Genomic DNA, 26033 nt, shown 5'->3' with positions numbered 1-26033 from the left:
ACCACCATGCGGCCATCAACATCAAGCACAGGGCGGTGGGGCATCCCGTTCTTTTCGCGTCAGCGGGACGTAGTCCTCAAGCGCAGGAAATGTCCTTTTCGCGCTAGCGGCGCGGAGCGCTTTGCATCAGCATGAGTGCGGGAGTATGTCACAACAGCTCAAGTTGGAATAGAACTGTTTCGTCGCGGTATCCATAGCACCCCTCTCCTTTTGGAAGAAGGGCTGGGAGTGAGGGAGAAAGGCTCAAGTCAAAGGCTGCCAATGGCCCGTTTCAGTTGTACCAGGGCGCGATTGTAGGCGATTACAGCATTGGAAAGGTTGCCACGGGCAGTGGTGAGGGCAGCTTCAGCATTGATCACCTCCGTTTGGGTGCCCACCCCCGCTTGCAGGCGCAGCCGGGCCAAGCGCAGGCTCTCTTCTGCTGAGGCAATTGCCACTTTGGCCGAGTCGATCTGTTCGCGGCTGGAGCTGAGGGTCAGGAAGGCTTCTTCCACCCCCCGCTGGATTTCATTGCGGGTGCCGACGAAGTTGCTCACGGCCACCTGTCCATCGATCTGGGCTTGGCGGGCTTGGGCAGCCGCTTCTCCTCCATCAAACCAAGTCAAGCTGAAATTGGCTCCCACCGAATAGCCAACATCAAAGCTATCGCGGCTGGCGTTGAAATCGTTAACGGCATCGAGGCTGGCGAATAAGCCAATTCGGGGGCCATTGCGGGCCTGTGCTAGGCGCACACGGCTTTGGGCCTGCTCCAATTCTCGGCGTCGGCGCTCCAATTCCTGTCGTTGGGCAAAGGCAGCAATGATGGTCTCTTCCAGGCTGAGATCCCACTCCCCCATCGGCTCAATGCGGTCGCTGGCCAACACGTCGGTGGGGCTGGGAAAATTCAGCAGTTCGGCCAGGCGGCGGCGATTCAGTTGCTGGGTGTTTTGAGCCGCCAGCAAGGTTTGTCGATTGTTGGCCAATTCCGTCTCTGCCTGGAGAATCTCAAAGCGGGTACCCAGCCCGGCCCGTTCTCGGGCTTGAGCATCCCGCAGGGTGGCTTCGGAACTTTCGACGGCAGCTTGGCTGATGGCAACCCTGGCATCTGCGCTTTGCAGATCGTAGTAGGCATTGGCCACAGCTTGTTTGACCGTCTGCAGCGTTTGCTCCAGCTGCAGTTGGGCGATGCGCAGCGCTTCTTGGGCCAGCTTCAGGTTTTGCTCCCTAAGGCCACTGTCAAAGGCGGTATACTCCACCCGCACCACACTGGCCGAGAGGGTGTGGGATTCGCGCCTTGGCCCACCACCAGGAGAGGGAGCCTCACTGTACTGGTAGTTGGCACGGCTGGAGAGGGTGGGAGCAAAGGCAGCTTGAGCTAGAGCTACCCCGGCCTCGGCCCGCTCGACAGTCAGTCTGGCCTGCTGCACAGCCGGGTTCTGGGCAACGGCGATCTCCAGAGCTTCTTCCAAAGACAAGCCCTCCCTTCGCTCGATGCGCACCTGCAAGGGGGATTGGGGCACCACCAATTCTTCAGCCTTGGAAGCCCCCTGCAAAGCCAGGTCAGCCGCAGGGGTAGGGTCAGCAGGGTTGGAGGGAATCGATAGGGTGGGGGGGGGTGGGGGGGTGAGGATTTCGCGGCTGTTGGGCAGAGCAAAGGCAGCAGAGCTGGGAGATTCCGGCTGAGCAAGAGCAGGGACAACCCAGAGCAGGCTCAACAGTAGGCCACAGGGAGCAGAACAGGCAAGGCACAACTGGGATCCCGCCGAGTTTGTCTGCCGTTGAGGAAGTTGAAGCGGATCCCTGGCTCCATTTTGCATCGCCATCGTGCGGTCATTCTCAACATCACCCCTAGCAGTATCGCAAAATGAAGGACAAAGATAAGACGGTTTTCCGCAGGCTCGCTGGCTGCCCTGTTCGGGCCAGTGGAAGCGAGTCCTCGCATTTGCCCCTGCAACGATGAGGCCGACCTGCGTCTGCCAGGAGCTCCGAGCACGGGCGGGACTCCTCTACACTCAGCAGAGACGCTTGGATTGAGACCGAGTCGATTTAGATTTAGACTCAGTTTAGAATGGTGGGGCCATCTGTCCGTGATGGCGATGGTGGGTGGTGTGGGTGATGAAAGGGGGCAAGGTGGCAGACTCTCAGAGCACGCCCAAGCAAGGGGAGACCTCTTCCGGTCGGGATCGAGCCTCGCGGCCGAAAAAAAGTAAGCCAAGCCCTTCTGCCCAGTCCGGGGATTTGGGAACCTCAGAAGCAAGAGCGCGGCCAAAACAGGCCGATAGCACTCCGCGCCGTGCGGAGCAGCAGGAGATTTTACAAGATCACCCTTCTGGCTTGAACCCGCCCAAAAATCTCTCTATACTGCAGGGAACTTTATCATTTGCTCCCGCTTCTTCATCTCTCCTTCAATCTATGCGTGCTCCCTCTTCAGGTGACTCGGATCCCATCCTTTCAGAGACTCATGCGGGCTGTTCAGCATCCGAACCGGATCCCAGCACGGAGCGCCATTTGGCCCTGAGGCAGCAACAGCCCTTGGAGAGCCGTCTGCTCAAAGCCGAAGCCGAGCTCCAAGAGCGGCGAGTTCTTCAGGAACAACTGCAGGCTTTGCACCAGAAGGTGGCCGAACAAGAGAAGGCGCTGCAGGAGCGGGAGCATCTCTTGCAACAGTTGCAGCAGACTTTGGCGGCTCAGAAAGTCCAGATCTCGGATCAGGAAGCTCAGCTTGCTGCTCGGCAACGCTTAAATGAACGGCAGCGGCAGGATATCGAGGCCCTGCAGGAGCAGATTGAGCAGCTACGCTTGGCCCACGCTCAGGAGCGCCGTCAATGGGAACAGCGCCAGCAGGAGCTGCAGGCCTCTCTGCTGGAAGCCCAGGATGTGGCGGAAAAGCGGGTGGAAATGCTGCAACGCTTTAAGGCAGAGCTTTCTCTGGCCCGCACTCAAATTGCCGAAACTCAGGCGGAGCTGAGCAGCCTGCGAGCTTTGTACAGCGACCAACAGGCAGCCTGGCAGGAGCAACGGGAACACCTCGAGGCCCGTTTGGCGGGCTATGCCGAGACGGAAGCCGAGGCCGAGCAGCGCTGGCGGGAACAACGGCAAGAGCTAGAAGCAGCCCTGGCCGAAGCCCAAGCTCAATTGGCGGCTTTGCAAGCTCAGCAGGAGCATCTGCGCCAGGGATCCCTGGCGCAGCAACAGCTTCAACAGCAGTGGCAGGCCCAGGCCGAAGCGCTGCAAGTGGCCCTCTCTCAAGCCCAGGCGGAAGTTACCCGTTGGCAGCAAGAGCACCGCCATCTGCAGGAACAGTACGCCCAAGCCCAGCAGCATCTCTCCGCCATGGAGCGGCAGTTGCAGGCTGCCTTGGAGCAGTTGGCCGCCCAACCCGACTGGCAGCCACAGTTGCGCTCTGCGCAGGCAACCATTCTCCATCTGCAAGAAGAAATTGCAACCTTGTCCACGCAACTGGAGAAGCAAGCAGAGCAGATCAAAGCCCTGCAAGGGGAGCGTGCTGCCCTGTGGGAAGAAAACCGCTCTCTCCGAGAAAAATACGAGCAGCAGCAGATGCATGTGCTGAGCTTGAAGGCGGCTTTGGAACGCAAAGGCTTGGATGTCCCACCTCGGGCCGATACCTCCAGCGCCCTCACGCGAACAGAGTCCCTTGGCCAGGCTCTGTCTCCAACCCCTGCTGCCAAGCCTACAATTCAGCCCCTGGCCCAACCTCTACCGTCTCGGGCAAGCAAGCGGGCGGTCGATCTGCCGAGGTTTCTGCCCCGTCCGTGAGGGATCCCGTGTTGCAGCCTGTTCCTCCCCGCTGGCTGGAGGTGTGGGTGGATCATCCCCAGTTGGGGGGCTGCTTTACCTATCGGGTGCCAGAGGGATCCGCGCCAGAAGCGGGCGACCTGCTCAGCGTACCCTTTGGTCAGCAAATGGCGGGGGCAGTGGCCTTGGGTTGGCGCTCCGAGCTGCCGGCAGGGGTGGATCCGCAGTCGGTGCGGGAGATCGAGGCGGTGGTGGCCAAAGGGATCCTGCCCAAAGAATTCTGGCCCCTGCTGCAGCGGGTGGCCGACTATTACCTCACCCCTCTGGCCCAGGTGGTGCGCACGGTATTGCCCCCCGGCTTGCTCAGCCGTTCTCAGCGGCGTGTCCGCTTGCTCAGGCTCCCTGCCGAAGGGGAGGAATGTTCGCCGGCTGCCCAAACCCTGCTGCAGCTGCTTCAGGCCAAAGGGGGAGAGCTGTCTTGGCGCTATGTGCAACAGCAGGTGCCCACTGCCGCCCTCGCCCTGCGGGAACTGCAGCGACGGGGTTGGGTGGAGAGCTTTTGGCAGGAGCAACAGGGGGGCAGGGTGAAAACCCAGCTGGCCGCCAGTCTGGCCGACGACTCCCCAGAGGGGCTGAGCCTCCCTCAGCAGAAGGCGCTGCAGATCCTCAAGCAGAAGGGGGGAGAGCTGCTGCTCGCCGAGTGGGAGCGCCTGGCAGGAGTGAGCCGAGCGGTTCTGCAGGGGTTGGCCCGCAAAGGCCGTGTCCACCTCTACGAGCGCCCACTGCTGCGGCTGGGAGATGCCAGCCCGCCGGGGTGGCGGGATCCGCCCAGGCCCTTGACGGCCGCCCAGGCCCAGGCGGTAGAGGCGATCCGGCAAGCTTTGGGCCGGTTCCAGCGGTTTTTACTGCACGGGGTCACCGGTTCTGGGAAAACGGAAGTGTACCTGCAGGTGATCGCCCAGGTGCTGCAGCAAGGACGGTCGGCGCTGGTGCTGGTGCCCGAGATCGGCCTTACCCCGCAACTGATGGATCGGTTTCGGGCGCGGCTGGGATCCCAGGTGTGGGCCTACCACAGCGGCCTCTCGGAAGGCGAGCGCTACGACACCTGGCGGCAGATGCTGTCCTCCACCCCCCAAGTGGTGATCGGCACCCGCTCGGCGGTGTTTGCCCCCTTGTCCAAGCTGGGCCTGATCGTCTTGGACGAAGAGCACGACGACAGCTTCAAGCAGGATCAGCCCCAGCCCTGCTACCACGCCCGTCAGGTGGCCGAGTGGCGGGCCGAGCTGGCCGGTTGTCCCCTGGTCCTGGGCAGTGCAACCCCAGCGGTGGAAACCTATGCCGCCCATCTGCAGGATCCGCAGCGGTGGATCCGGCTGGCCCTGCCGCAGCGCATCCCCCAAGCTGGGATCCCGGCCACCCTGCCCCAACTGGAGCTGGTGGACATGCGCCAGGAGCTCCAAGCCGGCAACCGCAGCATCCTCAGCCGCCGTCTACACCAGGCCCTGCAGCAGACGCTGGACAGAGGGGAACAGGCCATTCTCTTTGTCCCCCGCCGCGGCCACAGCACCTTCGTCTTGTGCCGGAGCTGCGGGTTTGTCCTCACCTGCGAGCATTGTGATGTTTCTCTCACCTTTCATCTGGCCCATCTCGGCGGGCAGGAACTGCGCTGCCACTACTGCGGCGCCCGCCAACCCCATCCGCAGCGCTGCCCCGCCTGTGGATCCCCCTACCTGAAGCACTTCGGCACCGGCACCCAAAAAGTGGTGGAAGTGCTGCACCAGCATTGGCCCCAGCTCTCGATTTTGCGCTACGACAGCGACGCCACCCGCCGCAAGGGATCCCATCGCGATTTGCTGGAGCAGTTTCGCAGCGGCAAGGCCCAGGTGTTGGTGGGCACGCAAATGCTCACCAAAGGGTTGGACATTCCCCAGGTGACCTTGGTGGGCGTGATGGCCGCCGATGGGCTGTTGCACCAAGCCGACTATCGCGCCGGCGAGCGCAGCTTTCAACTGCTCACCCAGGTGGCGGGGCGCTCGGGCCGGGGATCCCTGCCAGGACAGGCGATTATCCAGACCTATCTGCCGGAGCACCCGATTTTGAGGGCGGTACTGGCCCAAGATTACGAGGGCTTCTTGCGGGCAGAACTGCAACAACGGCAAGAGGGGGGCTATCCTCCCCATCGAGCCTTGATTTTGATCCGCTTGAGCAGCACCTGCCTGGAAGCCCTGGAGCGCTACTGCCATCGGGTGGCCGAACGCCTACAGGGGATCCCGGCAGAGGTGTTGGGGCCGGGGCCAGCTCAGGTGGAGCGGGTTGCCGGACGCTACCGCTGGCAGATCCTGTTGAAGCAGCTTCCCGACCAAGGTTGGGATCGCCCGAAGCTGGCTGCGCAGATCCAGGCCGCCATTGGCCATCTCCCCCAAGGGATCCGCGTCAGCATAGATGTGGATCCCCTGCGGATTCTCTAGGAACAGTTGACCCGGCGCGCGGCAAGCCCGCCGATCCCGCGAGATCTTAAGGTAGTCTGGTTTCGGGGCCACCCGTATCCAACTCAACTCTGGCAAAGCATGGCTGAAAACCGGACTGGCGCGTTTATTGGTGGGCTGTTGCTGGGAACTGCTGTGGGCACCGCCATTGGCCTGCTCTTGGCTCCCCGCAGCGGACGGGAGACGCGGCGACTGCTGAAGAAATCGGCAGAGGCCCTGCCAGAGGTGGCAGAAGATGTGACCAGCAGTCTGCAATATCAATCGGAAAAGTTGTTCGACGCTGCCCAACGCAGTTTGGATGAGGCTCTGCTGCGGCTGCAGCAGGCAGTGGCGGTGGGCAAAGAAGCCATGTTGCAGAAGCGAAGGGAGCTGCTCCAAGCCCAGAACTCGCGTCCCTTTGGCGGGGAAGAAGCTGACCTAGAAGCTCGGGATGGGGAGGAGGCGGCGGGATGAACGACCCGGTATTTTGGCTCGGCCTCTCGGTAGGCCTGGTAGCAGTGGGCATTTTGGCAGTGATCCTGACCCTACTACCTGCCGTCATTCAACTGGGTCGAGCTGCCCAGAGCGTGGAGCGCTTTTTCGACACGCTGCTGCGGGAATTGCCGCCCACGCTGGAGGCCCTGCGCCTGACCAGCCTGGAAGTGAGCGAGATTGCCGACAGCCTCGACGAAGGGGTGAAAGGGGCTGGGCAAGTGGTGAAGCAGGTCAACCGCTCCATCGAAGGAGCACGCACCCAAGCCCAGGGCGCCCAAGTCAATATCCGCAGCTTTTGGGCAGGGGTACGGGCAGCCTGGCAGACGCTGTCCGGCGAAGTGCCCCCCACCACTGGCGCGATTCACAACCCGCGGCTGCGCCCATCCGACCCATCCAACCGTTCTTTCTCCGCTGCTTCATCAACACTTCCCCTGGGAGGTGACCGCCCTTTTGCCGGCGGAGCCACACCAGAGGGATCCCAAGCCGCTGCCCAATCTTCCCGACCGGACATCGCCAATCCCTAGGCGTTCCTCAGGATCTTCTGAAAGACAGGCGTAGGAGGCTGGGGCTCTTGCCCGGGGGGAAGCTGGCCCCAAGTCGCATCGGGATCCCAGCGCAGTTGCGTGATGTCGGTGAGGGAGAACCCCAGTTGCTGCAGGATCTTGAGGCTGAGAGCGGGAATGAGGGGGGAGAGCAGGACTGCCACCCAGCGCACGCTTTCCAAAACGGCGTAGAGAATCTGGGCCACCCGTTCGTTTTGCCCTTGCTTGTGCAGCGTCCAAGGAGCCTGCTCATCAAGGTATTTGTTGCTGGCCTGGGCTAAGCTGAGGGCTTTGCGGGCAGCAGAGCTGGGATCCAGCCGCTCGTAGGCGTCGGCCACTGCCGGGGCAAGGCGCTCGGCCAGGGTTTTGAGGGGGTGATCTGCAGGGATCCCGACGGCGGGAATGCGGTAGTCCGGTTGATATTTCTTGAGCATGGTGAGGGTGCGGTTGAGCAGATTGCCCAGATCGTTGGCCAGATCGGCGTTGAGCACGTCAACGAAGCGGCCCTCGCTGAAATCGCCATCCTTGCCCAGCTCGATTTCCGTCAGAAAGTAGTAGCGCACGGCATCGGCGCCGTATTGCTGCACCAGCTCAAAGGGATCCACTGTGTTCCCCAGGCTTTTGCTCATCTTGAGGCCATCCTTGGTGAGAAAGCCGTGGCCAAACACCTGCTTGGGCAGGGGCAGACCTGCGGACATGAGCATGGCCGGCCAGTAAATGGCGTGGAAGCGGACAATATCCTTGCCCACCAGGTGCACATCCGCAGGCCAGTAGCGGCGTAGGGCATTTGCCAAGGTGGGCTCGTCGTCAGGATCCAGAGCGGCACTGATGTAGTTGATCAGGGCGTCAAACCAGACGTAGAGGGTTTGGCCGGGATCCGCCGGAAAAGGGATCCCCCAGGAGACGCTGGGGCGAGAAATGGAAAAATCCCGCAGGCCCTGCTTGACAAAGTTAATCACCTCATTGCGGCGGCTTTCTGGTTGGATAAACTCCGGCTGCTCGGCATAGAGGGCTTCCAGCTTTTCCTGGTAGCGGGAGAGGCGAAAAAAGTAGTTTTCTTCATCTTTCCACTCCACTTTCTTGGTGGGGTGCAGAGGGCAAAACCCACCTTCTAGCAGCTCCGCCTCGTCTTTAAACTCTTCGCAGGCAACGCAGTACCACCCCTGCTGCCGCCCAACGAAAATATCCCCCTGATCCCAGACCCGCTGAAAAAACTCCCGCACAATGGCCTTGTGGCGGGGATCCGTGGTGCGGATGAAGCGGTCGTGGCGGATGTGGAGTAGGTGCCACAGTTTCGCAAACTCGGCAGAAAACTCATCACAGTGCTGCTGCGGCGGAACGCCCCGTTCTTCGGCGGTACGCTGGATCTTCTGGCCGTGCTCGTCGGTTCCCGTCACCATCAGCACATCCTTGCCCCACAGGCGATGGTAACGGGCAATGGCATCCGCCACCAGGGTGGTGTAGGCGCTGCCAATATGGGGAGCGGCGTTGACGTAGTAGATGGGGGTGGTGATGACAAAGGTGGAATCCGGCATGAGCATCCGCAAGGCTTTCTCCCATGATAGAGGTTGCGGGAAAGTCCAAAAGGCCAAGCTGTAGCGTGGGTGTGGAGAGGTCATTCGATGAAACTTCAGGTCAACCTTCTGGGGTGGAGCGGTGTGGCGTTGGGAGTAGGGATCCTCGGGGCGGGAGCGGCTCTGGCCCAGCCCTTGCCGGAAACCCGGATCCCCTGTGAGATTTTCATCGCGGGGGGTGGGCTGGGGGGGGTGGCGGCGGCCTATGACGCGCTGCAACTGGGCCGGCAGGTGTGCATGACGGAGATCACCGATTGGATCGGGGGGCAGGTGAGCGCCCAGGGAGTCTCCGCTTTGGACGAGCGACCCCTGCAACGAGAAAATGACATCTTCCCCAAAGGCTACAGCGAGTTTCGCCGGCGGGTACGGGAAAAATACGGCGGGGATCCCAATCCGGGCAAATGCTGGGTGAGCGTGCTCTGCTTTTCCCCTCAGGTGGGCCACCAGGTGATTCGGGAGATGTTGGATCCCTATCTGCAGTCGGGGCAGTTGCGGCTGTTCACCGAGACGGTAGTGAAGGATTTGGAGATCAAAGACTCTCAGATCCGCAGTGTGCAGGCCATTCGCAACATCCCCAAACACGCCGGCGTCCAGCCAGAGAATCGAGGGGATCTCTCCAGCTACTTTCTCGATTTTTATCGTCTAGAACCCACCGAGGACTGGGACAAGGAGATCCTGCGCTTTGAGCCGCCGCCAGAACGCCAAGACAAAACCCTGCCCTGGGTGGTGATCGACGCTACTGAAACCGGCGAGCTGCTGCCCCTGGCGCGGGTGCCCTACCGCCTGGGAACCGATGGCCAAAGCCGCTGGGAACCCAGCTCCAAGCCCTATGTGGATCCCTACTGTACCCAGGGCTTCACCTACACCTTTGTCCTGGAGCGCTCTGCTGTGCCCCAAGTCCCCATCAAGCCCGAGTTCTACAATGACCCACTGCACGGTCCCTACTACAGCTTTGAACAGCCGCGCTTTAACTTTGGCCTGGTCTTTACCTACCGCCGCATCCGGGGGCAGGTGTTCGGCTTTGGGGAAGAGGCCATCCGGGTGGGGGATCAATCCATGCAGAACTGGACTTGGGGCAACGACTGGCGCATCACCGGCCCGGAGATGAACCTCATCCTTACCCACGAGCAACTGCAGGCCTCAGGCCAACTGCAGCCGGGCGGCTGGATGGGGGGCCTGCGGGTGGAAGCCCTGCGGCGAGCTGAGCAGCATGCTAAGGGCTTTTTCTACTGGCTGGTGGCGGGAAGGACGGATTTTCTCCTGCAACAGGAGGATCCCAACTTTCAAAAAGACTTCTACTTGCGCTATGCCTACCTACGGGGGCCCAATACCCCCATGGGAACTGCCAGCGGCCTTTCCAAATATCCCTACATCCGCGAGTCACGGCGCATCATCGGTCGCCCCAGTGGGGCCTACCCGCAGGGATTTACCATCTACGAGTCGGATATCACCACGCGGGAATCGGAGTTGAATCGTGGTCGCCCCTTTATCTTCTACGACTCAGTGGGGGTGGGCCAGTACCCCATCGACTTTCACGACTGCCTGCTGCCGGATTTTTCGCTGCCTCCCAGCAACAATAAAGACTCGCAAGCGCCCAGCTACCCCTACCAGATTCCCCTGCGGGCTCTGATCCCCCAGCGCATTGACAATCTGCTAGCCGGCAACAAAAATATCGCCACCAGCCGCATTGCCAGTGCCTCCTACCGGGTGCATCCGGTGGAATGGGCCATTGGCACCGCCGCCGGTCACACGGCCCACTTTGCCCTGGAGCGGGATCTGATCCCGGCAGAGATCGTGGAGGAGCCGCTTTTGGATTTGCGGCTGTTGCCAGCTCTCCAGGCCCAAATCCAGAGCTTGGGCAACCCCATTCAATTTCCTGGCACCACCATTACCGCCACCGATTGGGCCCAATCCCGCTAGCCTAGAAAGGCAGGGTTGGGAGTTGACCGGTGGATCCCGTTGGGGTTGGACTTGTGGGCTGGGAGATGCTTCGCCCCTCTTTATGGGCCGCCACGGCTCTGTGGGGCTTAGGGCTAATGTGGGGGTTTTCGCCGCTGCATCAAAAGCTGCAGGAGAGCTGGGAAAAGCAATTGCTATGGGATCCCAGTGGAGCTTTGGCTTCCTTGCTGAGCACCCTTCCCTTTTTGCTGGCAGCAGGCTTGGTGGTAGCCCTGACGGAGATCTCCTTGGGCAAAAGCTGGGCCGTCTCCTGCGGCCTGATCGCCTGCGTCGGCGGAGGCCTCTATGAACTGGGCCGGCGGGACAATGCCAGGTAACTCAAGCGCTCCGTGTTGTTAACGCAACTACCCCCAGTCTCCTCCCCTAGGGAGCGGATAAGCAACGCCAAGTTAGAGCGGCTTCAAGCGATGACCCCTCTCCAAGAAGCAGCAGAAGCAGCGGCCAAGCTGCTGGTATTCCGGGACATCTGCACCCACTCCCTAGCCCTAGCCTGGCAGGAGCTAATCCAGCAGTTGATGACAGGGGATCCCTTGCCTTGCTGGGCGGCCTACGGGCGCTGGTTTGAGCAGTTGGCCCGGCAGGGCCTGAGCTGGCGGGAGTGGCTGATCCGGGAGATCCGCTGGGCCGATAACCCCTTTGCCCGTGCAGCGCTGCAGCCCCAAGGGATCCCAGAGCCTCTGATGCAGGCGGCCCGCCACGACCTGCGCTGTCTGCAAACCCTAGCGGACAGTCAGGAGACCATTGCCGAGCAGATGCAGGCGTTGGGGTTGGGGATCCCCTGGCCCGATGGGGAAACCGATAGCGCTGGCTGGGATCCCCGCTCTTTTGCCGATTGGGGCCAGAGCTTGGAGACCTTAATTGCCCACTACCGCCAAAGGGGGGTAGGGCTCTGTGGTCGCTACTGGGCCTTTCGCTGGGGGCCAGCAGGGCTAGAAGGGATCCCTGCTCCCGATCTGCCTGACTGGGAGGAGATCTACGGCTACGAACGGCAGAAACAGCAGTTGGCGGCCAACACCGAAGCGCTGCTGCGGGGAGATCCGGCCCTGCATGTGTTGCTCTACGGGGCGCGGGGCACCGGCAAGTCTTCTCTGGTGAAGGCGTTGTTGCGCCGCTACGGCCCGCAGGGGTTGCGCCTATTGGAGCTGAGGCGAACAGACTTGATTCAGTTGCCGGAGATTTTGGCAGAGCTGCGGGCGCAGGTGTTGCCTTTTATCTTGTTTGTGGACGATCTCTCCTTTGAGGCAGAGGAAACCGAGTTCAAGCAGCTCAAGGTGCTCCTGGAGGGGGATCTCGTTGCGCCGCCCCTCAACGTGCGTCTTTATGCCACCAGCAACCGCCGCCATCTCATCCGCGAGTTTTTCGGCGACCGTCCCAATCCCCAAGATCAAGAAGTCCACGCCTGGGATACGGTCCAGGAAAAGCTGTCGCTGCGGGATCGCTTCGGCCTCACCCTCACCTTCACCCCCTTCACCCAGGGAGATTACCTGGCAACCGTAGAACACTTGGCCCAGCGGCTGGGTTTCACCCAATCTCTGGATGCCCTGCGCCGCCAGGCCTTAATCTGGGCCCAACAGCAAAACGGCTTTTCCGGTCGCACTGCCCGCCAGTTCTTGGATGCCGTTCGGGCAGGGCTGGTGAAGGACAGCGATGGACTATAGAAGCGATAGAAGCCATGGTCGCATCAGCGTTGGGTAGCAACCTCGATCCGGCCAATCTGGATCAGACGGAAGCAAGCCGAGGCTTGGCCCGCCTGGGGATCGATGTGGGGGGCACCTTTACCGATCTGGTGCTCTTGCAGGATGGCCAGATGCAGACGGCGAAGGTGCTGTCTACCCCCAGCCCTGAGGAGGGAGTCTTTGCGGCGCTGGACAAGCTGGGGGCGCTCCAAGGAGAGCTCCGGGTTGACCTGTTCTGCCATGGCATGACGGTGGCCACCAACGCGCTGCTGGAGCGCAAGGGATCCCCCACCCTGTTTTTGACCACGGCGGGCTTTCGGGATGTGCTGGCCATTGCCCGTCAAAACCGCCCCTCTCTGTATGACCTGACACAGCCCAAGCCGGAGCCAGTGGTGCCCCGCCACCATTGCCTGGAGGTGAAGGAGCGCTGCAGCGCGGGCGGAGTGTTGGAGCCGCTCACCGATGCCGAAATCCGGCGGGTGGTGCAGGAGGTGGGGGAACGGGTGCAGCGGGATGGGATCCGCGCTATTGGGGTGGGGTTTTTGTTTTCTTTTCTCTACCCGGAGCACGAACAGCGGCTGGGAATGGCCTTGCGACAGGCTTTCCCGGAGCTACATCTTTCCCTGTCTTGCGAGGTGGCGCCGGAGTTCCGAGAATACGAGCGCTTCAGCACCACCGCCATCGATGCCTACCTCAGCCCGGCATTGGCGGGCTACCTGCACCGCTTGGCCCAAGGATGTCGGGAGCGAGGGATCCCCCAACCGTTGATCATGCAGTCTTCCGGCGGGGTGACCTCCATTGCTCAGGCGGCGGCCCATGCTTCGGTGGCTTTGCTCTCAGGGCCGGCAGGCGGGGTTTATGGGGCGGCCTATCTGGGTCGGCTGAGTGGCTACCCCCACTTGCTCAGCTTCGATATGGGGGGAACCAGCACAGATGTGGCCTTGATCCAAGATGGGATCCCCCAGGTTACTCCCGCAGCGGTGGTGTGCGGCTTGCCCGTGCAACAGCCCCAAATTGACATCCACACCGTCAGTGCCGGCGGCGGATCCCTGGCCTATTTGCTGCCCGGCGGTGGGCTCCAGGTGGGGCCAGAGAGTGCCGGATCCAACCCTGGGCCGGCCTGCTACGGTCGGGGGGGAACAGCTCCGACGGTTACTGATGCCAACCTCTGGCTGGGGTACCTGCCGGATGGCGGGCGGCTGGGCGACTCGGTGCAGCTACGGCGGGGGCTAGCGGAACAGGCTATTGCCACGCTGGCGGATCCCTTGGGCTTGAGCTTGCAGGAAACTGCCGTTGGCATTCGCACCTTGGCGAATGTCGCCATGTCGCGGGCCTTGCGGGTGATCAGCGTGGAGCGGGGTTTGGATCCCGCCGATTTTGCCCTGTTGGCCTTCGGCGGAGCCGGGCCCATGCATGCCTGTGCTTTGGCAGAAGAGCTGGGCATCCGCACGATCTTGATCCCGGCTGCCTGTGGGGTGCTCTCGGCGCTGGGAATGGCTTTGGCAGATCTGCGGCGAGACTATCGGCGGGCCATCCTCCAACCTCTGCGGCAGCTCACGTCCGCTTCAGGGGGATCCCTGCTGGCCCAATGGGCAGAACCCCTGATCCGCCAGGCGAGAGCCGATCTGCAGGATCCGGCGCTGCACTTCAGCTTGGACTTGCGCTATCGCGGCCAGTCTTTTGAGTTGGAGATCCCGGTGCGGTTGTCAGATCCGATTCCTCATCTGGAGCAACAGTTTCACCAGGCCCACCGACAACGCTATGGATGGCAGGATTTGGCCCAGCCGGTGGAGGCAATTCAGTTGCGTCTACAGGCGGTGCAGGCCCTACCCACCGTGCCTTTGACTGCACCCCACCCTTTGCCAGGGGATCCCCTCAAGGGTCGGCGAGAGGCATGGTTTGGGGGCAGGATGTGCTCGGTGCCGGTTTACGATCGGCAGCGCATGGGTGTGGGGTTTCAACTGCGCGGGCCGGCAATTGTCGAGATGCCGGAGGCAACGGCGGTGATCGAAGCCGGTTGGACAGGTGTCATTGACGAAGTGGGAACCCTAATCTTGAGCTGTGTTCGCGATAGCGGGACAAAGTCCTGGTGAGTCCATCCGCAAGCAGAGCGTCATGGTCATTTCGATTCAAACTAGGATACTGTGCCCACACCCAAAACGTTGCTCGCGTCGGCGTTGCGGAGCAATAATGCATGGGGCCAGAAGCTCACCCTAACCTGAAACGACCCTAACCGAGCTTGTTTTGAGGGGGAGAGCCAGGGGCTGCAGATTGCCTTGACGACTCCCTTCACGATTTTTGCGTCCAGATGGGGTGTTGCTTGTTTTCATTGGGCAGGGTCTAGATAGATGGACTGGCCTCTGCAGCCCTTGCCCTGACTGGATTTTCGCGATTTCCCTCAAGGGCGGACGATGGGACTCGAACCCACGAATGGAGGATCCACAATCCTCTGCCTTAACCGCTTGGCTACGCCCGCCGCGATTCCGGCTATCTAGCTTAGCATGGAAAAAACGGGACTGAACTACAAAGGTCGAAGCGCCTCAAAATGCTACCCAGAGCCGATTTGTTGCAAGGGGCAGAGTATCGAGAAACCTTGGCACGGGTCTTGGATTTGGGAGAGCAAGCTCTCAAAACCTGGCAAGTGGTCTGGAGCGACTTCCTCTCGCCACCGGAAATAGCAGAGGTGCAAGCTCGGCTGCGCAACTTGACCGAACTGCAAGTGGGGGCCTGGGGAGGGTACCCCCAAGCAGAACGCCAACGCATAGCCCTGGCCCGCTCTGAGGTGGGTCTGGATGTCCGGGATCCAAAGTCCGACCCAGAAGGGATCCCATTGGCCGCCATTCAGATTCAAGGCAACTTTCTCTTCGACCCGGCTACCCACCGCGATTTTCTGGGAGCCCTGTTGGCGTCCGGCATCGCCCGCGAGAAAGTGGGAGACATCCTCCTGTTGGGGGACTCAGGCGCCCAGGCCATCGTTGTGCCCGAAATGGTGGATTACCTCACCCTAAACCTGACTCAGGTGCGCACAGTGCCTGTCAAAGTGAGCCGGATCCTCCTGAGCCAGTTGAACATTCAACCCCCCCGCGTCAAATCCATCACCAGCGTGGAAGCCTCTTTGCGCCTGGATGCGGTAGCCTCAGCTGGGTTTGGCATCTCCCGCAGCAAGATGGTGGAAGAAATCCAACGGGGGGAAGTGCGGGTCAACTGGAAGCCCATTACCCAAGCCAGCTACACCGTTGGCCCTCAGGATTGGATTGCCATTCGCGGTCGTGGTCGGCTGCAAATTGAAGAGGTAGCCGAAACGAAAAAAGGCCGCTTTCGAGTGCAAATGACGCGGTATCTCTAGGTTTTTCTTGCCTGAGTTTTGGGAGATCGTTATGCTCATTTTGGTTCAAACTAGGATACTGTGCCCACACCCGAAACGTTGGTCGCGTCAGTGTTGTAGAGCAATAATGCATAGGGCCAGAAGTCTTTTCAAGGACTCCGTCCCGCTGGCGCGATCAGTAGCTCAGGTGTCCATCCTAATTTGAAGCGACTGCAGCTTCAAGAAATGCTCTAGAAAAAAGAGAAAAAGGCCCAAGGGTAAAGCAAATACTCCAAGTAAAACAACTTCCAGATCAGTTGATAATAGCCAACAATCGTCTCCCGACGGCTGAGATCCAGATGGACACCATAGCCCAAGAGGATCCCCAGCCCCAACACATGGCCCACCAACAGCCAGAGGCCGTTGCCCGCAAGGAGAAAAGAGATCCCCACCCCGATAAATCCCAGATAGCACAAGGCCAAAATGCTAATGCAAAACCTTGAGATCCGCCCTGGCCCAAAGCGCAGCGAGAAGGTGGCAATGGCAAACTGGCGATCCCCTTCCATGTCGGGAATATCTTTGAAAAGGGCGATCACCAACCCAAAAATCGACATAAACCCCGTCAGCCAAACAATCGGGGCTGAAAGCTCGACCCTTCCCTGCATCACCTGCTGAAAATGGCTGTAAAGGCCCAAATTGACGATCAAGCCGCGCACGCTGTAGATGCAAGCCGAGGCCGCCAGCGGAAAACGCTTCAACCGCAAGGGGGGCAGCGAATAGGCCGTGCCGATCCCATTGCTCAAAAGCACCGTCAGCAGCAGGTAGGGGATCCCGGCCATGGCCAGTAGGACGGACGCCGCTCCACAACCCACGACGATCCCCACCCCCTGTCGCCAACTCAGGGATCCAGCAGCCAAGGGCAAATGGGGTTTGTTGATGCGGTCGATTTCAATATCCGTCAGTTGATTCAAGCCGACGATGTAGACATTGGCCGCCAGACAGGCCGCCCAAGCCCAGACCAACTGGGGCAGCGCCGAGAGAACCGGTTGCAGGGATCCGGCAGCCACAAACCCCGCCAACAGGTAGAGGCCCACCACGCTGGCGCTGGTGCCGTAGACGGTGTGGGGTCGAGCAAAACGCCAGAGAACTTGTGGGCGCAACATCAAAAAAGCTAGGGAGAGTCTTCCAGGAGAGAAGCTAGGGCTGCCCAGCGGGGATCCGCCGTTGGTGCTGTAGCTTCCACCGCAATGCCCGGACAATCGGGACGGCAGGGCAACTGGCGGGGCATCTCCAAATGCAGGTGCTGGTACATCCAGTCTTCGACATCCAGCTCACCATTGGGGGGCAGGCTCTCCAGCAGATCTTCTTCGTCTTGCAATTCCAGCTCCAAGGGGAGAGGTTCGGGATCCCGAATCAAAATGATCTCCTCAACTTCCAGGTGCAGCCGGTGGTTGAACTGCTGTAGGCAGCGGTGGCAGGTGAGGGTGACAATGGTACGAGCTTCAGCACTCACTTCGAGAAAATGGCCCCGATGGCTGACTTCCAGGGATCCCTCCACAGGGGTCAAACTCTCAAAGCCCGAAAAAAACTGCCTAAACTGCAATTCTTGGGTTTGATCCGGCATCTGCCGCAGATCCGATAGACGAATTGGCCTCAGCATGGCACCCCCCTTCACGCGTTTTGGATAGCCGGGATCCCTGTCGTCACCGTAGCAAGAGGGCCAACTTGTTCCCAGCCCTCTGCCCACTCTCAAGATGGGGAAGCTGCCCGACGGATAACCAAGCGCCGGTCAGGCTCTTTGCCACGGCTGAAAGTTTCCAGATCGGCATAGGCAGGGTCATTCAAGAGAGTATGAATTTGCCGACGCTCGGCAGCCGAGAGATCGGGAAACTCGTATTCCCGGCCAGTGGCCCTCACCTTTTCCACAGCAGCGGCAACCAAAACCTTCAGCTCCTGCAAACGCCGCTGCCGATAGCCGTCCAAATCCAAAATGTAGGGCTGCTGCTGGTCTTCCGGCTGGTTCAGGTTGAGAAGGGTGTTGGCCAGGTACTGCAACGCATCCAGCACCACGGGGGAGCGATCCTCCTCTTGAGGGGAATCTCTGGAAGATGGAGAGGGCAAGGGGGGGGCTTTCGCCAACAGCAGCCGCTTCTGAGCTGGGGTCAAAGAGTCTGCCTCAATTTCCAGCACCTCCCCCACCACCCGCACCGCCGCTGGGATCCCCATAGCCGCCAGCACCTGCTGTAACCACTGCCTGGCTCGCTCTTGATTGGCCGCAAAGGTGGACTTGTTTGGCGAAGGGGCAACGTTTCCCTCAGATTTCTTAGCAGCAGATCCCGTAGAAGACTTAGGACGGCTCATCCTGGGCAGCTTCCAACTTTGAAGAGGTATCAACACTCCACCACAAGTCCACCCCAACAGCGAGGATCCCCTAGGGCTCAAAGGGCAAGGATTCCCGTCCCTCCTTGGCTGCTCTGGGCTTGGTCGATTTTTCCACTTCCTTGGCCTCCACCGTGATCGCCTGGGCAGCCCGACGGCGCTCCTCTTCCACCAACTGCTGTAAGTTCTCCGGCAACGGCTCCCGCGAGAGCAGGAAGGTCTGCACCGTTTGGAAGATATTAGAGACAAGGATGTAGAGCAAAACCCCTGCCGGCAGAGGGAAGAACAGGAACATCGCCGAGAACAGCACAGGGGTGATCCGAGCCATGGAACTTTGGCTGGGATCCTCTTTGCCGGTATCCTGTCCGGCATTGGTTAGGTACTGGTTCAGGTAAATGGACACCCCAAAGATGACGATCATGGCGATGATATCCCAGTGGATGGTGCCATCCTCGTCGAAGGCCCCCACACGGCCCAACTTGTCGATGAACAGAAAGCCGGTGTCAGAGGCCAAACCGGGAATGGACACCTGCACGGTCACATCCCCCGGCTGCAGAGCCAGCAAGGTGCCATCCGGCTTGATCTGGGCACGATCTTCCCCTTTGGTGATCTTCCAGGTGGGCTGTAACAGATTGGGATCCCCACCCGCTTCGGCCACCAACTGCTCAAAAGGTTTGCCCCCCGGCCCTTGAAGCAGAAATTGCACCTCCTCCCCAACGGCAACCTTGGTGCCTTTGGGTTCCACCAGCACCACTGGCCTGTGGAGAGAGTCGGTGACAAAAATGTTCTTGCTGGGGCTGACGTAGGGAGCTGGTACCACCTCAGCCGCCATTTCCGCCGGCAGGATCTGCAAGTTGACATCGTAGGTCACCGCTGCAAAGGGGGAGCCCCGCAGGGTGGCAAACAGGGCAAACAGCACTGGCATTTGAATGAGCAGTGGCAGGCAGCCCCCCAAGGGATTGGCCCCCAGCTCGCTGTAAAGCTTGGCCTGGGCTTCCCGAAGCTTCTGCGGGTCGTCTCGGTATTTCTCCTGGAGTTCTCGCATCCGCCGCTGCATCACCGGGCTGATCACCTTCATGCGCCGCATGTTGCGGATGGATCCCACATTGAGCGGGTAGAGGGCAAAGCGGATCACCAACGTCAGGAAGATAATGGCCAGTCCATAGCTGGGCACGATCCCGTAGAAAAAATCCAGGATCGGCAGCATGACGTTGTTGGAGAGAAATCCGACTCCGAAGTCCATGAGGGGCGCTGGCAAATGTCCGTAACCATTGTAATGGCTTCCGTTCGGTTGACGAGGGCGTTTTCAGGGTTTGTCCCCTGGATCCGTCAGATAGACCTGAGAAAGGCGAGCAATTGAGCAAAATCAAGCCCGCTCCACTGAACAGGGATCCCAAGGCCCAACAAGAACCCCCCGCCGGCAGTTGCCTAGCAGTCCTTTTTTCCCCTATGATGAGAAACGCTTGATCCTCGGTAGCTCAGCGGTAGAGCGGTCGGCTGTTAACCGATTGGTCGCAAGTTCGAATCTTGCCCGGGGAGTATGTCTGAGCCAATCAAGGAAGCCGGATCCGGAACCCTATCCTTCCAGGCGGCTCTGGGCCTGCTGAGGGAAAGGGGGAGAGAAAACCCAGTCTCCCATCTCGTCGAGGAAGATGCGACGCTAAGCCAGACGTGGAGAAAATAATGTGAAGCAATGTGAAGGCGGCTAAGGGTTTCGTCCCGCCTGTTCCCGGCAAGTGTCAAGAGTCTCTGTCCTTTGGGGCAAGGAGTATGTCAGAATACCCTCTGGCTGTCTATTCCCAATCCGAGGGTGCTTGCTGTGATCGACCTGTCGCGGATCCCTGCCCAACCCAAGCCCGGCCTGCTCAACATCTTGATCGAGATTCCCGGCGGCAGCAAAAACAAGTATGAGTTCGACAAAGACATGGCAGCGATGGCGCTGGATCGGGTGCTCTATTCCTCGGTGCAGTACCCTTACGACTACGGCTTTGTGCCCAATACGCTGGCCGGGGATGGGGATCCCTTGGATGGCTTGGTGATCATGGATCAGCCCACTTTCCCAGGGTGTGTGGTCACGGTGCGACCCTTGGGCATGTTGCAGATGATCGATGGCGGGGATCCGGATGAGAAGCTGCTGTGTGTGCCTGCTAAGGATCCCCGCTATGCTTCGGTGACCAAGCTGGAAGACATCGCCCAGCACCGCCTGGATGAGATCGCGGAGTTTTTCGCCACCTACAAGCGCCTGGAAAAGAAAGAAACCCAGATCTTGGGCTGGAAAGGTTTGGCCGAAACCGAGGCGGTCATTGCCAGCAGCATTGCGGCCTGCAAACAACCCCAATAGACATCTCTAAGGGATGCGAACAGAAAGAGCTTCCTGGCGATGTTGCAACAGTCGCTCTGGGGTGAGGGGCCCTTCGATGTGTTGCCAAGGCAAGGGATCCGCTGGATCCCAGTGGCTGTGCACGTAGTAGTCTAGGGGCGGCAGTTGCCCTTTAAGCTCTTTGAAAGCCCGCCGGTAGCTCCCCAAAGATTCGCCAAAGTCCCGCGCCAACTGCAAGACCTTTCCCACCCGCCGATCCCCTCGCGAGATGAGGGCCTGGATCACGGACCAGCTATAGCTTTCCGGGCGAAACTCCACCCCCAGGGGACGCAGGTGTTTCTGGAAAAACTGCAGTTTTTTCTCGGCTTGGGGATCCACTCCGTACCACTGAAAAGGGGTGTGGGCTTTGGGCACAAAGGTGCTGCACCCCAGCGTTAGGCGCAGGCCGGGAGCCGCTTTTTTGAGCTCTTGGAAAAGGGCTACTGTGGCCTCCAGATCTGCCTGGGTTTCCGCCGGGATCCCTACCATGCCGTAGAACTTAATGCCCTTCAGACCTCCAGCCTGGGCGTGGGCTGCTGCTGCCAAGATTTCCGGGTTGCTTAACTTCTTGTTGATGATCTGGCGCAGTTGTTCTGAGCCACTTTCGATGGCCACCGTAATGGACTGGCTGCCCCGGCGGGAGAGTACCTGCGCCAGACGTGGGGTTACGGTAGCGGTGCGCACCGAGGCCAAACTGAGACGCACCTGCTCGAAGCGATCCTGGGCCAAGTGCTCCAGCAACTGCTCAAATTGGGGGTGCTGGGTTACAGAAGCCCCCAGCAACCCAATCCGCTGAGTGACCTGCAGCCCCCGTTCTACCGCCGGGATCAAATGCCCCTCCACATCCGCCACCCGGAAAGGCAGGGTGAGATAGCTGGCCAGGCAAAACCGACACATCTCCGGGCAGCTGCGCACCACCTCCACCATGTAGATGCTCTCCCAAGCCGCTTTGGGGGTAACCACCGTAGAAACCGAGAGGGTGTTGCCGCGGAAGGTGTGTTTGCGAATGGAGCTAGGGATCCCGGCCCCTTTGGGGATCACCTTCTCCACCGGGCCGTCGGGCTCGCGGTATTGGGGTTCATACAAGCCGGGCACATAGATCCCCGGCACCTGCGCTAGCGCCTGCAATTTCTCAGCCCGGGATCCCTGGCGCACCTGCCGATAGATCTCAATCATCTTCTCCAGAAGACCTTCCCCATCCCCCAGCAAGATCAGGTCAAAAAACTCGGCAAAGGGCTCAGGGTTGGCTGTCAGTACCGGGCCGCCGCCAAAGACCAAGGGGTGGGCTTCTTCCCGCTCCTCAGATCTGGGAGGGATCCCGTGCCGTTCCAGCAGAGCCAGGATATGGACATAATCCAGCTCCCAGGATAGGGAAAAGCCGAACAGCTCCGGCTCCCGGGGCAGGGGTTCAGCCAAGTCTGTAAAGAGGCGGGAGACGGCCACATCTCGGCGGCTGGCCAGCAGACTCCAGATGACTTGATAGCCCAGGCTGGTGATCCCCACTGCGTAGGTGTTGGGAAAGGCGTAGATTACCCGCACCGCGTCGGGGTCGGGCGTAGCCGGGGCGAAGAGCAACTGCTCCAGGGCAAACTCTGGGGTAGCCAAGGGATCCCGCTGTGTTGGATTGAGGTTTGGGTTCTGGCTCGGAAGAGTTTTGATTTGCCTGCCGAACTTTTTTGGCTCCTGCATGCTAACAAAAGCTAGCATCTTTCACCAATGCAGATTGCCGGAACAGGGCAGTTCTGCCCAAGCAGGCAGGAAAACCCCACATGCGCCATTGCGGTCTCGGTGCAACCGCGATCCCCTGCAGCAAAACTCATTCCAAAGCCCAGACTTCCGGCAGAAGCCGCCCTCTACGAGCAAAGTGTACGGGCAAAGTGAGGGTAGAGCGTATATCATTACCCCTTCGGCTGGGCAATGTCGAACTCGGCGTCGTAGTCGAAGTCCTCCTCTTCGTCAGCCCAGTCTTCTTCCAGCCTATCGTCCCCCGCCAGCTCCTCTTCCTCCAGGCGGCGCTTTTCTTCGTATTCCTCATCCTCTAGGCCCAAAGCAGCCCGCTCTGCCCGCCGCTGGAAGCGCTCCAGTGCCGCTGGAGTGATGAAGGGATAGGGCAACCCTTGCGCTTGGGCTTCCTCCAGCGCTGCGCGGTAGCTCTCCACTTCCTTGATGTCGATTTTCCAACCGGTGAGGCGGGCTGCCAGGCGCACATTTTGCCCCTCTTTGCCAATGGCCAAACTGAGCTGGTCGCTGTTGACCAACACATGAGCTTGCTGGATTTCCGGATCCACTAGCCGCACCTCCACCACCTTGGCCGGGCTGAGGGCGTTGGCAATGTAGGTGGCAGGATCCGGCGACCAGCGGATGACATCGATTTTCTCGTTGCGCAGCTCTGCTACCACCGCCTGAATCCGGGATCCCCTCGCGCCAATACAGGCCCCCACTGGATCCACGTCCCGCTCCACCGTATCGACCGCAATCTTGGTACGTGGCCCCACATTTCGGGAAGGGGGGTTGGCCTCCCGCGCCACTGCCACAATTCGCACGATATCCTCTTCAATTTCTGGCACCTCGTTGGCAAACAGGTTCACCACCAAGCCAGCATCGGCCCGGGAAACCAAAAGCTGTGGCCCCCGCCGGGATCCCTCATAGACTTTCTTGAGATAGACCTTCATCACCGCGTTGGGAGTGTAGCGATCGCTGGCCAGCTGTTCCTTCTTGGGCAGTTCTGCTTCCACCTCAGGTTGTCCGAAACCGCTGGATACCGACATGATCACCGTCTGCCGCTCGGTGCGCAGCACCCGTGCCTGCAGTACGGTTTTTTCCAGATCGCGGAACTCTTCCTGAATCAGACGGCGCTGCTGATCCCGTAACTTTTGCGCCAGCACCTGCTTGGTTTGGATGGCCGCCATGCGGCCAAATTCCGCCTGTTGTGGGGTGACATCATCTGTGACTTCCCAGCCTACTTCGGCTTCTGGGTAATCCTGCTGCACATCGTACAGAGAGATCTCATGGTCGGGGTTTTGCACCTGCTCAACGATGGCTTTGGTGGCCAAAACGCGAAAGCCTCCTGCCTCCACATCCAACTCCACATCGAAATTGCGGAAGTGGTCTTCTGCAAAGACCACATCTCGCTGGATGGTTTTGCGGTAGCGTTCGTAGCCCTTGAGCAGCGCCTCTCGCAGAGCATCGGTGACCACATGGCGGGGCAAGTTGCGCTCCCGCGAGATCATCTCCACCATTTCCGCCAAACCCGGCAGAGGCACCATCGCCATAACCACTGTCCTCCTGCACAAACTTCGTGAAACTTGCTGTTGCTATTGCTCCACAGCGGGAACTGAACCCGCATCTCTGATGCGAAGGGAGGGCCGCACCACCTGCGGTCAAACGCTCTCTCTATCTCCGGTCTCCTAGTCAGTTTCCGATGAGAGGGCAACCCGCTGCACCGAAGCGCGGGGCAACTGAACTCGCCGCCCCTTGAGGGATAAGGCAACCCTCTCCTCATCCCGACCCAGCAGGTGTCCTGACCAAACGGCTTTGCCCTTGTAGGGTGGATCCAAGGTCACCTCCACCGCAAACCCTTTGAAAACCACAAAGTCGCGATCGCTGGTGAGAAGGTTGCTGATGCCAGGGCTGGACACCTCCAACACATACTGGCCTGGGATCAGATCCACCCGATCCAGCTCGACTTCTAAGGCTTGGCTCATGGCTTCGCAATCGGCATGGCTGGTTTCTCGGTCGGGATCCAGTGGGCGGATATCCACCCGCAGAACTGGCGGATGCTGGTTGGTGTGGAAAACCATCTGCACCAACTGGTATCCCAGTTGAGCGGCCAAGGGACGGGCCAAGCTCTCCAACTGTGGAATAAGAGGGTGAACCATAACCAACTTGTCACCAACCGGGTGTTGCCGCCAGATCCAAACCCCTTTGAGCCGGAGCTGGCAAAGGGGACAGTAAGCCCCCTCAAAAAGCAAAGAAGTGGGTACCACCCACTCCCCGTTGCTATCGCGGAGCTCCTTGAGGCTCGCCCAGAATCAGTACAGACTTCGAGCGCATCCCCCCTACCTCCTAATTTAGAAGATCTCCCCCGGTTTTGTCATGGGGATCCCCAAAAGGCAACATCTATAATGTGGACAACTGCGGATTTGCCCAGATATCCAGCCGCGTTTTGTGGGGTTTCCTATGACTGTTGCCTTTTCCTACCCGATCTTCGGCCCCAGCATTCAGTGCCCCCACTGTCGGCAAACGATTGCGGCCCTCACCCTGACCGATACCTACCTCTGCCCTCGCCATGGTGCATTTGAGGCGGATGCCGAACAAGAGGAGCTGGTACACCTGCAATCCGGACGGCGCTGGCGCTTTTGGGAAGGTCGCTGGTTTCGTCAGCACACCCACGCCGATGGGATCCGTTTTGAGATTCATGAAGAATTGGATCGGCTGCGCATGCAAGGAATGCGAGCCACTCAGGTGATCGTGGCCGAGCGCTACCGCCAGTTGCTCACTCCCTATCTGGAGCAGGGATCCCACCGTCGTCCTGGCCCACCTCGCCTCTATGGCTTGCCCGTCAGCTTCAGCTCCCAAATCCCAGAGGATAGGGGTGGATCCCCTCAGCGCTGGAGGGTGATCAACTTTGAGCTGACCTACGAGATCGACCCGGCCATGCGGCAGCCGCAATCCCGTCTGCAACTGTGTGATTAGACTGTGTGATTAGAAAGGCGAACAGGTAGAGAGCTGTTGGAAAATTGGTGGCTGCTCAAGTCTTCTAGAACTGGAAGTTTCCTTCCGCGGCGGGAAGCGCTATGCCTTGATAGGTGTAGCCAATGAATCTCGGCTGGTCAGGCATATAAAACCGCTCCAGTTGCTCAAACCGAAACCCCGCTCCCTGGATCAACCGAGCCATATCTCGGTTTAGGTTGCAGCCATCTGCGATTACCTTTTGTATAGAGTTAAGACAATTTTGCCATCTTTGCACCTGGGGATCCTCACTGAGGCCGTGTTCGAGAAAAAACAGCTTGCCCCCCGCTCGCAACACCCGCCGGATTTCCCCTAAAGCCTTGGCCACATTGGGAATGCTGCACAATGTCCAGGTGCTAACCACGCTATCAAAACTCTGGCTTGGAAAAGGCAGTTCCTGGGCATCCGCCACCTGCCAATCAACGGCGATGGGAGAAGAGGCAATGCGCCGACGAGCCAGGGATCCCATGCCGGGATTGGGGTCTACCCCTGTGATCTTGCGAATGTGCTCTGGGTAGCAGGGTAGGTTGAGGCCGGTGCCAAAACCAATCTCCAGAACGGATCCCTGCACATGGGCCAGAAGCTGCCGCCGATAGCGCTCTATCCGTTCCCCCGAGAGGGCCAGATCCAACAGTTGCGGGAAGATCACTCGGCGATAGAGGTTCATGCAACCATTCCCAGATATTCAGGCATTCATCTTTGAGCAGCTTAAACCGTCTGGACAGGTTGCGGTTGAGCGGTCACCTTCAGCTAGAAATCGCAGGAGCCCCGCACTGTACCCGTAGGGTCAGTGCCGGGAGGAATGCGAGGTTAC

The 26033-nt window shown here is 60.0% G+C and carries 21 protein-coding genes and 2 tRNA genes; 12 read left to right on the top strand and 11 right to left on the bottom strand.

All coding sequences use genetic code 11. From position 1 onward, the window contains the following. Positions 1 to 248: 248 nt before the first annotated feature. A complete protein-coding gene (locus NW840_RS05790; RefSeq protein ID WP_414342956.1) occupies positions 249 to 1802 on the bottom strand; it encodes a TolC family protein in 1554 nt (517 codons plus the stop codon). Between the two features lie 589 nt (positions 1803 to 2391). On the opposite strand from NW840_RS05790, the gene NW840_RS05785 reads away from it, so the two are divergent. The 4 genes from NW840_RS05785 (at position 2392) to NW840_RS05770 (ending at position 7219) form a co-directional block, all read left to right on the top strand. Next, positions 2392 to 3756, top strand: coding sequence for a hypothetical protein (locus NW840_RS05785; protein WP_414342953.1), 1365 nt, complete (start codon positions 2392 to 2394; stop codon positions 3754 to 3756). A 41-nt stretch (positions 3757 to 3797) separates the two neighbouring features. Further along, positions 3798 to 6203: a primosomal protein N' gene (gene priA, locus NW840_RS05780; protein ID WP_414342961.1), complete on the top strand. Its 2406-nt coding sequence runs from the start codon at positions 3798 to 3800 to the stop codon at positions 6201 to 6203. Between the two features lie 99 nt (positions 6204 to 6302). Then, the gene (locus tag NW840_RS05775; RefSeq protein ID WP_011433806.1) at positions 6303 to 6674 is read left to right on the top strand and encodes a YtxH domain-containing protein; all 372 of its coding nucleotides are present in this window, start codon (positions 6303 to 6305) and stop codon (positions 6672 to 6674) included. Further along, positions 6671 to 7219, top strand: a complete 549-nt coding sequence (locus NW840_RS05770) for a hypothetical protein (protein WP_011433807.1) — start codon at positions 6671 to 6673, stop codon at positions 7217 to 7219. Before NW840_RS05775 ends, NW840_RS05770 begins: the two co-directional genes overlap by 4 nt. On the opposite strand, the gene metG is transcribed toward NW840_RS05770, so the two are convergent. Then, positions 7216 to 8772, bottom strand: a complete 1557-nt coding sequence (metG, locus tag NW840_RS05765) for a methionine--tRNA ligase (protein ID WP_414342959.1) — start codon at positions 8770 to 8772, stop codon at positions 7216 to 7218. The genes NW840_RS05770 and metG overlap by 4 nt on opposite strands. 87 nt (positions 8773 to 8859) lie before the next feature. Here metG and NW840_RS05760 point away from each other — a divergent pair, with 87 nt between their 5' ends. The 4 genes from NW840_RS05760 to NW840_RS05745 all read left to right on the top strand — a co-directional run bounded on the left by NW840_RS05760 (position 8860) and on the right by NW840_RS05745 (position 14539). Next, positions 8860 to 10731, top strand: a complete 1872-nt coding sequence (locus NW840_RS05760) for an FAD-dependent oxidoreductase (protein WP_414342951.1) — start codon at positions 8860 to 8862, stop codon at positions 10729 to 10731. Between the two features lie 65 nt (positions 10732 to 10796). Next, positions 10797 to 11087: a hypothetical protein gene (locus NW840_RS05755; protein ID WP_011433810.1), complete on the top strand. Its 291-nt coding sequence runs from the start codon at positions 10797 to 10799 to the stop codon at positions 11085 to 11087. 90 nt (positions 11088 to 11177) lie between these two features. After that, positions 11178 to 12428 (top strand): DUF815 domain-containing protein, encoded by a 1251-nt coding sequence (locus tag NW840_RS05750; protein WP_414342948.1) that lies wholly within the window; start codon positions 11178 to 11180, stop codon positions 12426 to 12428. Positions 12429 to 12442: 14 nt separating this feature from the next. Then, positions 12443 to 14539, top strand: coding sequence for a hydantoinase/oxoprolinase family protein (locus NW840_RS05745; RefSeq protein WP_414342946.1), 2097 nt, complete (start codon positions 12443 to 12445; stop codon positions 14537 to 14539). 310 nt (positions 14540 to 14849) lie between these two features. On the opposite strand, the gene NW840_RS05740 is transcribed toward NW840_RS05745, so the two are convergent. After that, positions 14850 to 14922 (bottom strand) — tRNA-His (locus NW840_RS05740). Between the two features lie 69 nt (positions 14923 to 14991). Between NW840_RS05740 and NW840_RS05735 the strand changes: the two genes are divergently transcribed. Further along, positions 14992 to 15792 (top strand): photosystem II S4 domain protein, encoded by an 801-nt coding sequence (locus NW840_RS05735; RefSeq protein WP_414342943.1) that lies wholly within the window; start codon positions 14992 to 14994, stop codon positions 15790 to 15792. A 209-nt stretch (positions 15793 to 16001) separates the two neighbouring features. On the opposite strand, the gene NW840_RS05730 is transcribed toward NW840_RS05735, so the two are convergent. From NW840_RS05730 to yidC, 4 genes are all read right to left on the bottom strand, one after another. Next, a complete protein-coding gene (locus NW840_RS05730) occupies positions 16002 to 16913 on the bottom strand; it encodes a homogentisate phytyltransferase (RefSeq protein WP_414342941.1) in 912 nt (303 codons plus the stop codon). Positions 16914 to 16921: 8 nt separating this feature from the next. After that, a complete protein-coding gene (locus NW840_RS05725; RefSeq protein ID WP_011433815.1) occupies positions 16922 to 17410 on the bottom strand; it encodes a YceD family protein in 489 nt (162 codons plus the stop codon). A gap of 89 nt (positions 17411 to 17499) precedes the next feature. Continuing rightward, a complete protein-coding gene (locus tag NW840_RS05720) occupies positions 17500 to 18111 on the bottom strand; it encodes a protein jag (protein ID WP_414342938.1) in 612 nt (203 codons plus the stop codon). A gap of 70 nt (positions 18112 to 18181) precedes the next feature. Beyond that, entirely contained in the window at positions 18182 to 19372 is a 1191-nt protein-coding gene (gene yidC, locus NW840_RS05715; protein WP_414342935.1) for a membrane protein insertase YidC, read from the bottom strand. Between the two features lie 224 nt (positions 19373 to 19596). Here yidC and NW840_RS05710 point away from each other — a divergent pair. Then, positions 19597 to 19668 (top strand) — tRNA-Asn (locus NW840_RS05710). Between the two features lie 283 nt (positions 19669 to 19951). After that, on the top strand, positions 19952 to 20470 hold the full coding sequence (locus NW840_RS05705) for an inorganic diphosphatase (protein WP_414342957.1): 519 nt from the start codon (positions 19952 to 19954) through the stop codon (positions 20468 to 20470). A 6-nt stretch (positions 20471 to 20476) separates the two neighbouring features. On the opposite strand, the gene NW840_RS05700 is transcribed toward NW840_RS05705, so the two are convergent. From NW840_RS05700 to rimP, 3 genes are all read right to left on the bottom strand, one after another. After that, a complete protein-coding gene (locus NW840_RS05700; protein WP_414342932.1) occupies positions 20477 to 22093 on the bottom strand; it encodes a B12-binding domain-containing radical SAM protein in 1617 nt (538 codons plus the stop codon). A gap of 293 nt (positions 22094 to 22386) precedes the next feature. Beyond that, positions 22387 to 23760: a transcription termination factor NusA gene (nusA, locus tag NW840_RS05695; protein ID WP_011433821.1), complete on the bottom strand. Its 1374-nt coding sequence runs from the start codon at positions 23758 to 23760 to the stop codon at positions 22387 to 22389. Between the two features lie 135 nt (positions 23761 to 23895). Next, positions 23896 to 24366, bottom strand: coding sequence for a ribosome maturation factor RimP (rimP, locus tag NW840_RS05690; RefSeq protein WP_011433822.1), 471 nt, complete (start codon positions 24364 to 24366; stop codon positions 23896 to 23898). A gap of 301 nt (positions 24367 to 24667) precedes the next feature. Here rimP and NW840_RS05685 point away from each other — a divergent pair, with 301 nt between their 5' ends. Further along, positions 24668 to 25183, top strand: coding sequence for a TIGR02652 family protein (locus NW840_RS05685; RefSeq protein ID WP_011433824.1), 516 nt, complete (start codon positions 24668 to 24670; stop codon positions 25181 to 25183). Positions 25184 to 25247: 64 nt separating this feature from the next. Here the strand turns inward: NW840_RS05685 and NW840_RS05680 are convergent, their stop codons facing one another. Then, on the bottom strand, positions 25248 to 25886 hold the full coding sequence (locus NW840_RS05680) for a class I SAM-dependent methyltransferase (RefSeq protein WP_414342928.1): 639 nt from the start codon (positions 25884 to 25886) through the stop codon (positions 25248 to 25250). Positions 25887 to 26033: the final 147 nt, after the last annotated feature.

This window comes from Synechococcus sp. R5-13 (assembly GCF_047462015.1).
In the GTDB taxonomy this organism is placed as follows: domain Bacteria; phylum Cyanobacteriota; class Cyanobacteriia; order Thermostichales; family Thermostichaceae; genus Thermostichus.
The sequence above is the reverse complement of the archived record's forward strand: the minus strand, read 5'-3'. Positions and strand labels throughout refer to the sequence as shown.

Coding starts and splice junctions, on each gene's coding strand:
- NW840_RS05790 (WP_414342956.1), bottom strand. CDS start 1,802: ATGGCGATGCAAAATGGAGCCAGGGATCCGCTTCAACTTCCTCAACGG.
- NW840_RS05785 (WP_414342953.1), top strand. CDS start 2,392: ATGCGTGCTCCCTCTTCAGGTGACTCGGATCCCATCCTTTCAGAGACT.
- NW840_RS05775 (WP_011433806.1), top strand. CDS start 6,303: ATGGCTGAAAACCGGACTGGCGCGTTTATTGGTGGGCTGTTGCTGGGA.
- NW840_RS05770 (WP_011433807.1), top strand. CDS start 6,671: ATGAACGACCCGGTATTTTGGCTCGGCCTCTCGGTAGGCCTGGTAGCA.
- metG (WP_414342959.1), bottom strand. CDS start 8,772: ATGCCGGATTCCACCTTTGTCATCACCACCCCCATCTACTACGTCAAC.
- NW840_RS05760 (WP_414342951.1), top strand. CDS start 8,860: ATGAAACTTCAGGTCAACCTTCTGGGGTGGAGCGGTGTGGCGTTGGGA.
- NW840_RS05755 (WP_011433810.1), top strand. CDS start 10,797: ATGCTTCGCCCCTCTTTATGGGCCGCCACGGCTCTGTGGGGCTTAGGG.
- NW840_RS05750 (WP_414342948.1), top strand. CDS start 11,178: ATGACCCCTCTCCAAGAAGCAGCAGAAGCAGCGGCCAAGCTGCTGGTA.
- NW840_RS05745 (WP_414342946.1), top strand. CDS start 12,443: ATGGTCGCATCAGCGTTGGGTAGCAACCTCGATCCGGCCAATCTGGAT.
- NW840_RS05735 (WP_414342943.1), top strand. CDS start 14,992: ATGCTACCCAGAGCCGATTTGTTGCAAGGGGCAGAGTATCGAGAAACC.
- NW840_RS05730 (WP_414342941.1), bottom strand. CDS start 16,913: ATGTTGCGCCCACAAGTTCTCTGGCGTTTTGCTCGACCCCACACCGTC.
- NW840_RS05725 (WP_011433815.1), bottom strand. CDS start 17,410: ATGCTGAGGCCAATTCGTCTATCGGATCTGCGGCAGATGCCGGATCAA.
- NW840_RS05720 (WP_414342938.1), bottom strand. CDS start 18,111: ATGAGCCGTCCTAAGTCTTCTACGGGATCTGCTGCTAAGAAATCTGAG.
- yidC (WP_414342935.1), bottom strand. CDS start 19,372: ATGGACTTCGGAGTCGGATTTCTCTCCAACAACGTCATGCTGCCGATC.
- nusA (WP_011433821.1), bottom strand. CDS start 23,760: ATGGCGATGGTGCCTCTGCCGGGTTTGGCGGAAATGGTGGAGATGATC.
- rimP (WP_011433822.1), bottom strand. CDS start 24,366: ATGGTTCACCCTCTTATTCCACAGTTGGAGAGCTTGGCCCGTCCCTTG.
- NW840_RS05685 (WP_011433824.1), top strand. CDS start 24,668: ATGACTGTTGCCTTTTCCTACCCGATCTTCGGCCCCAGCATTCAGTGC.
- NW840_RS05680 (WP_414342928.1), bottom strand. CDS start 25,886: ATGAACCTCTATCGCCGAGTGATCTTCCCGCAACTGTTGGATCTGGCC.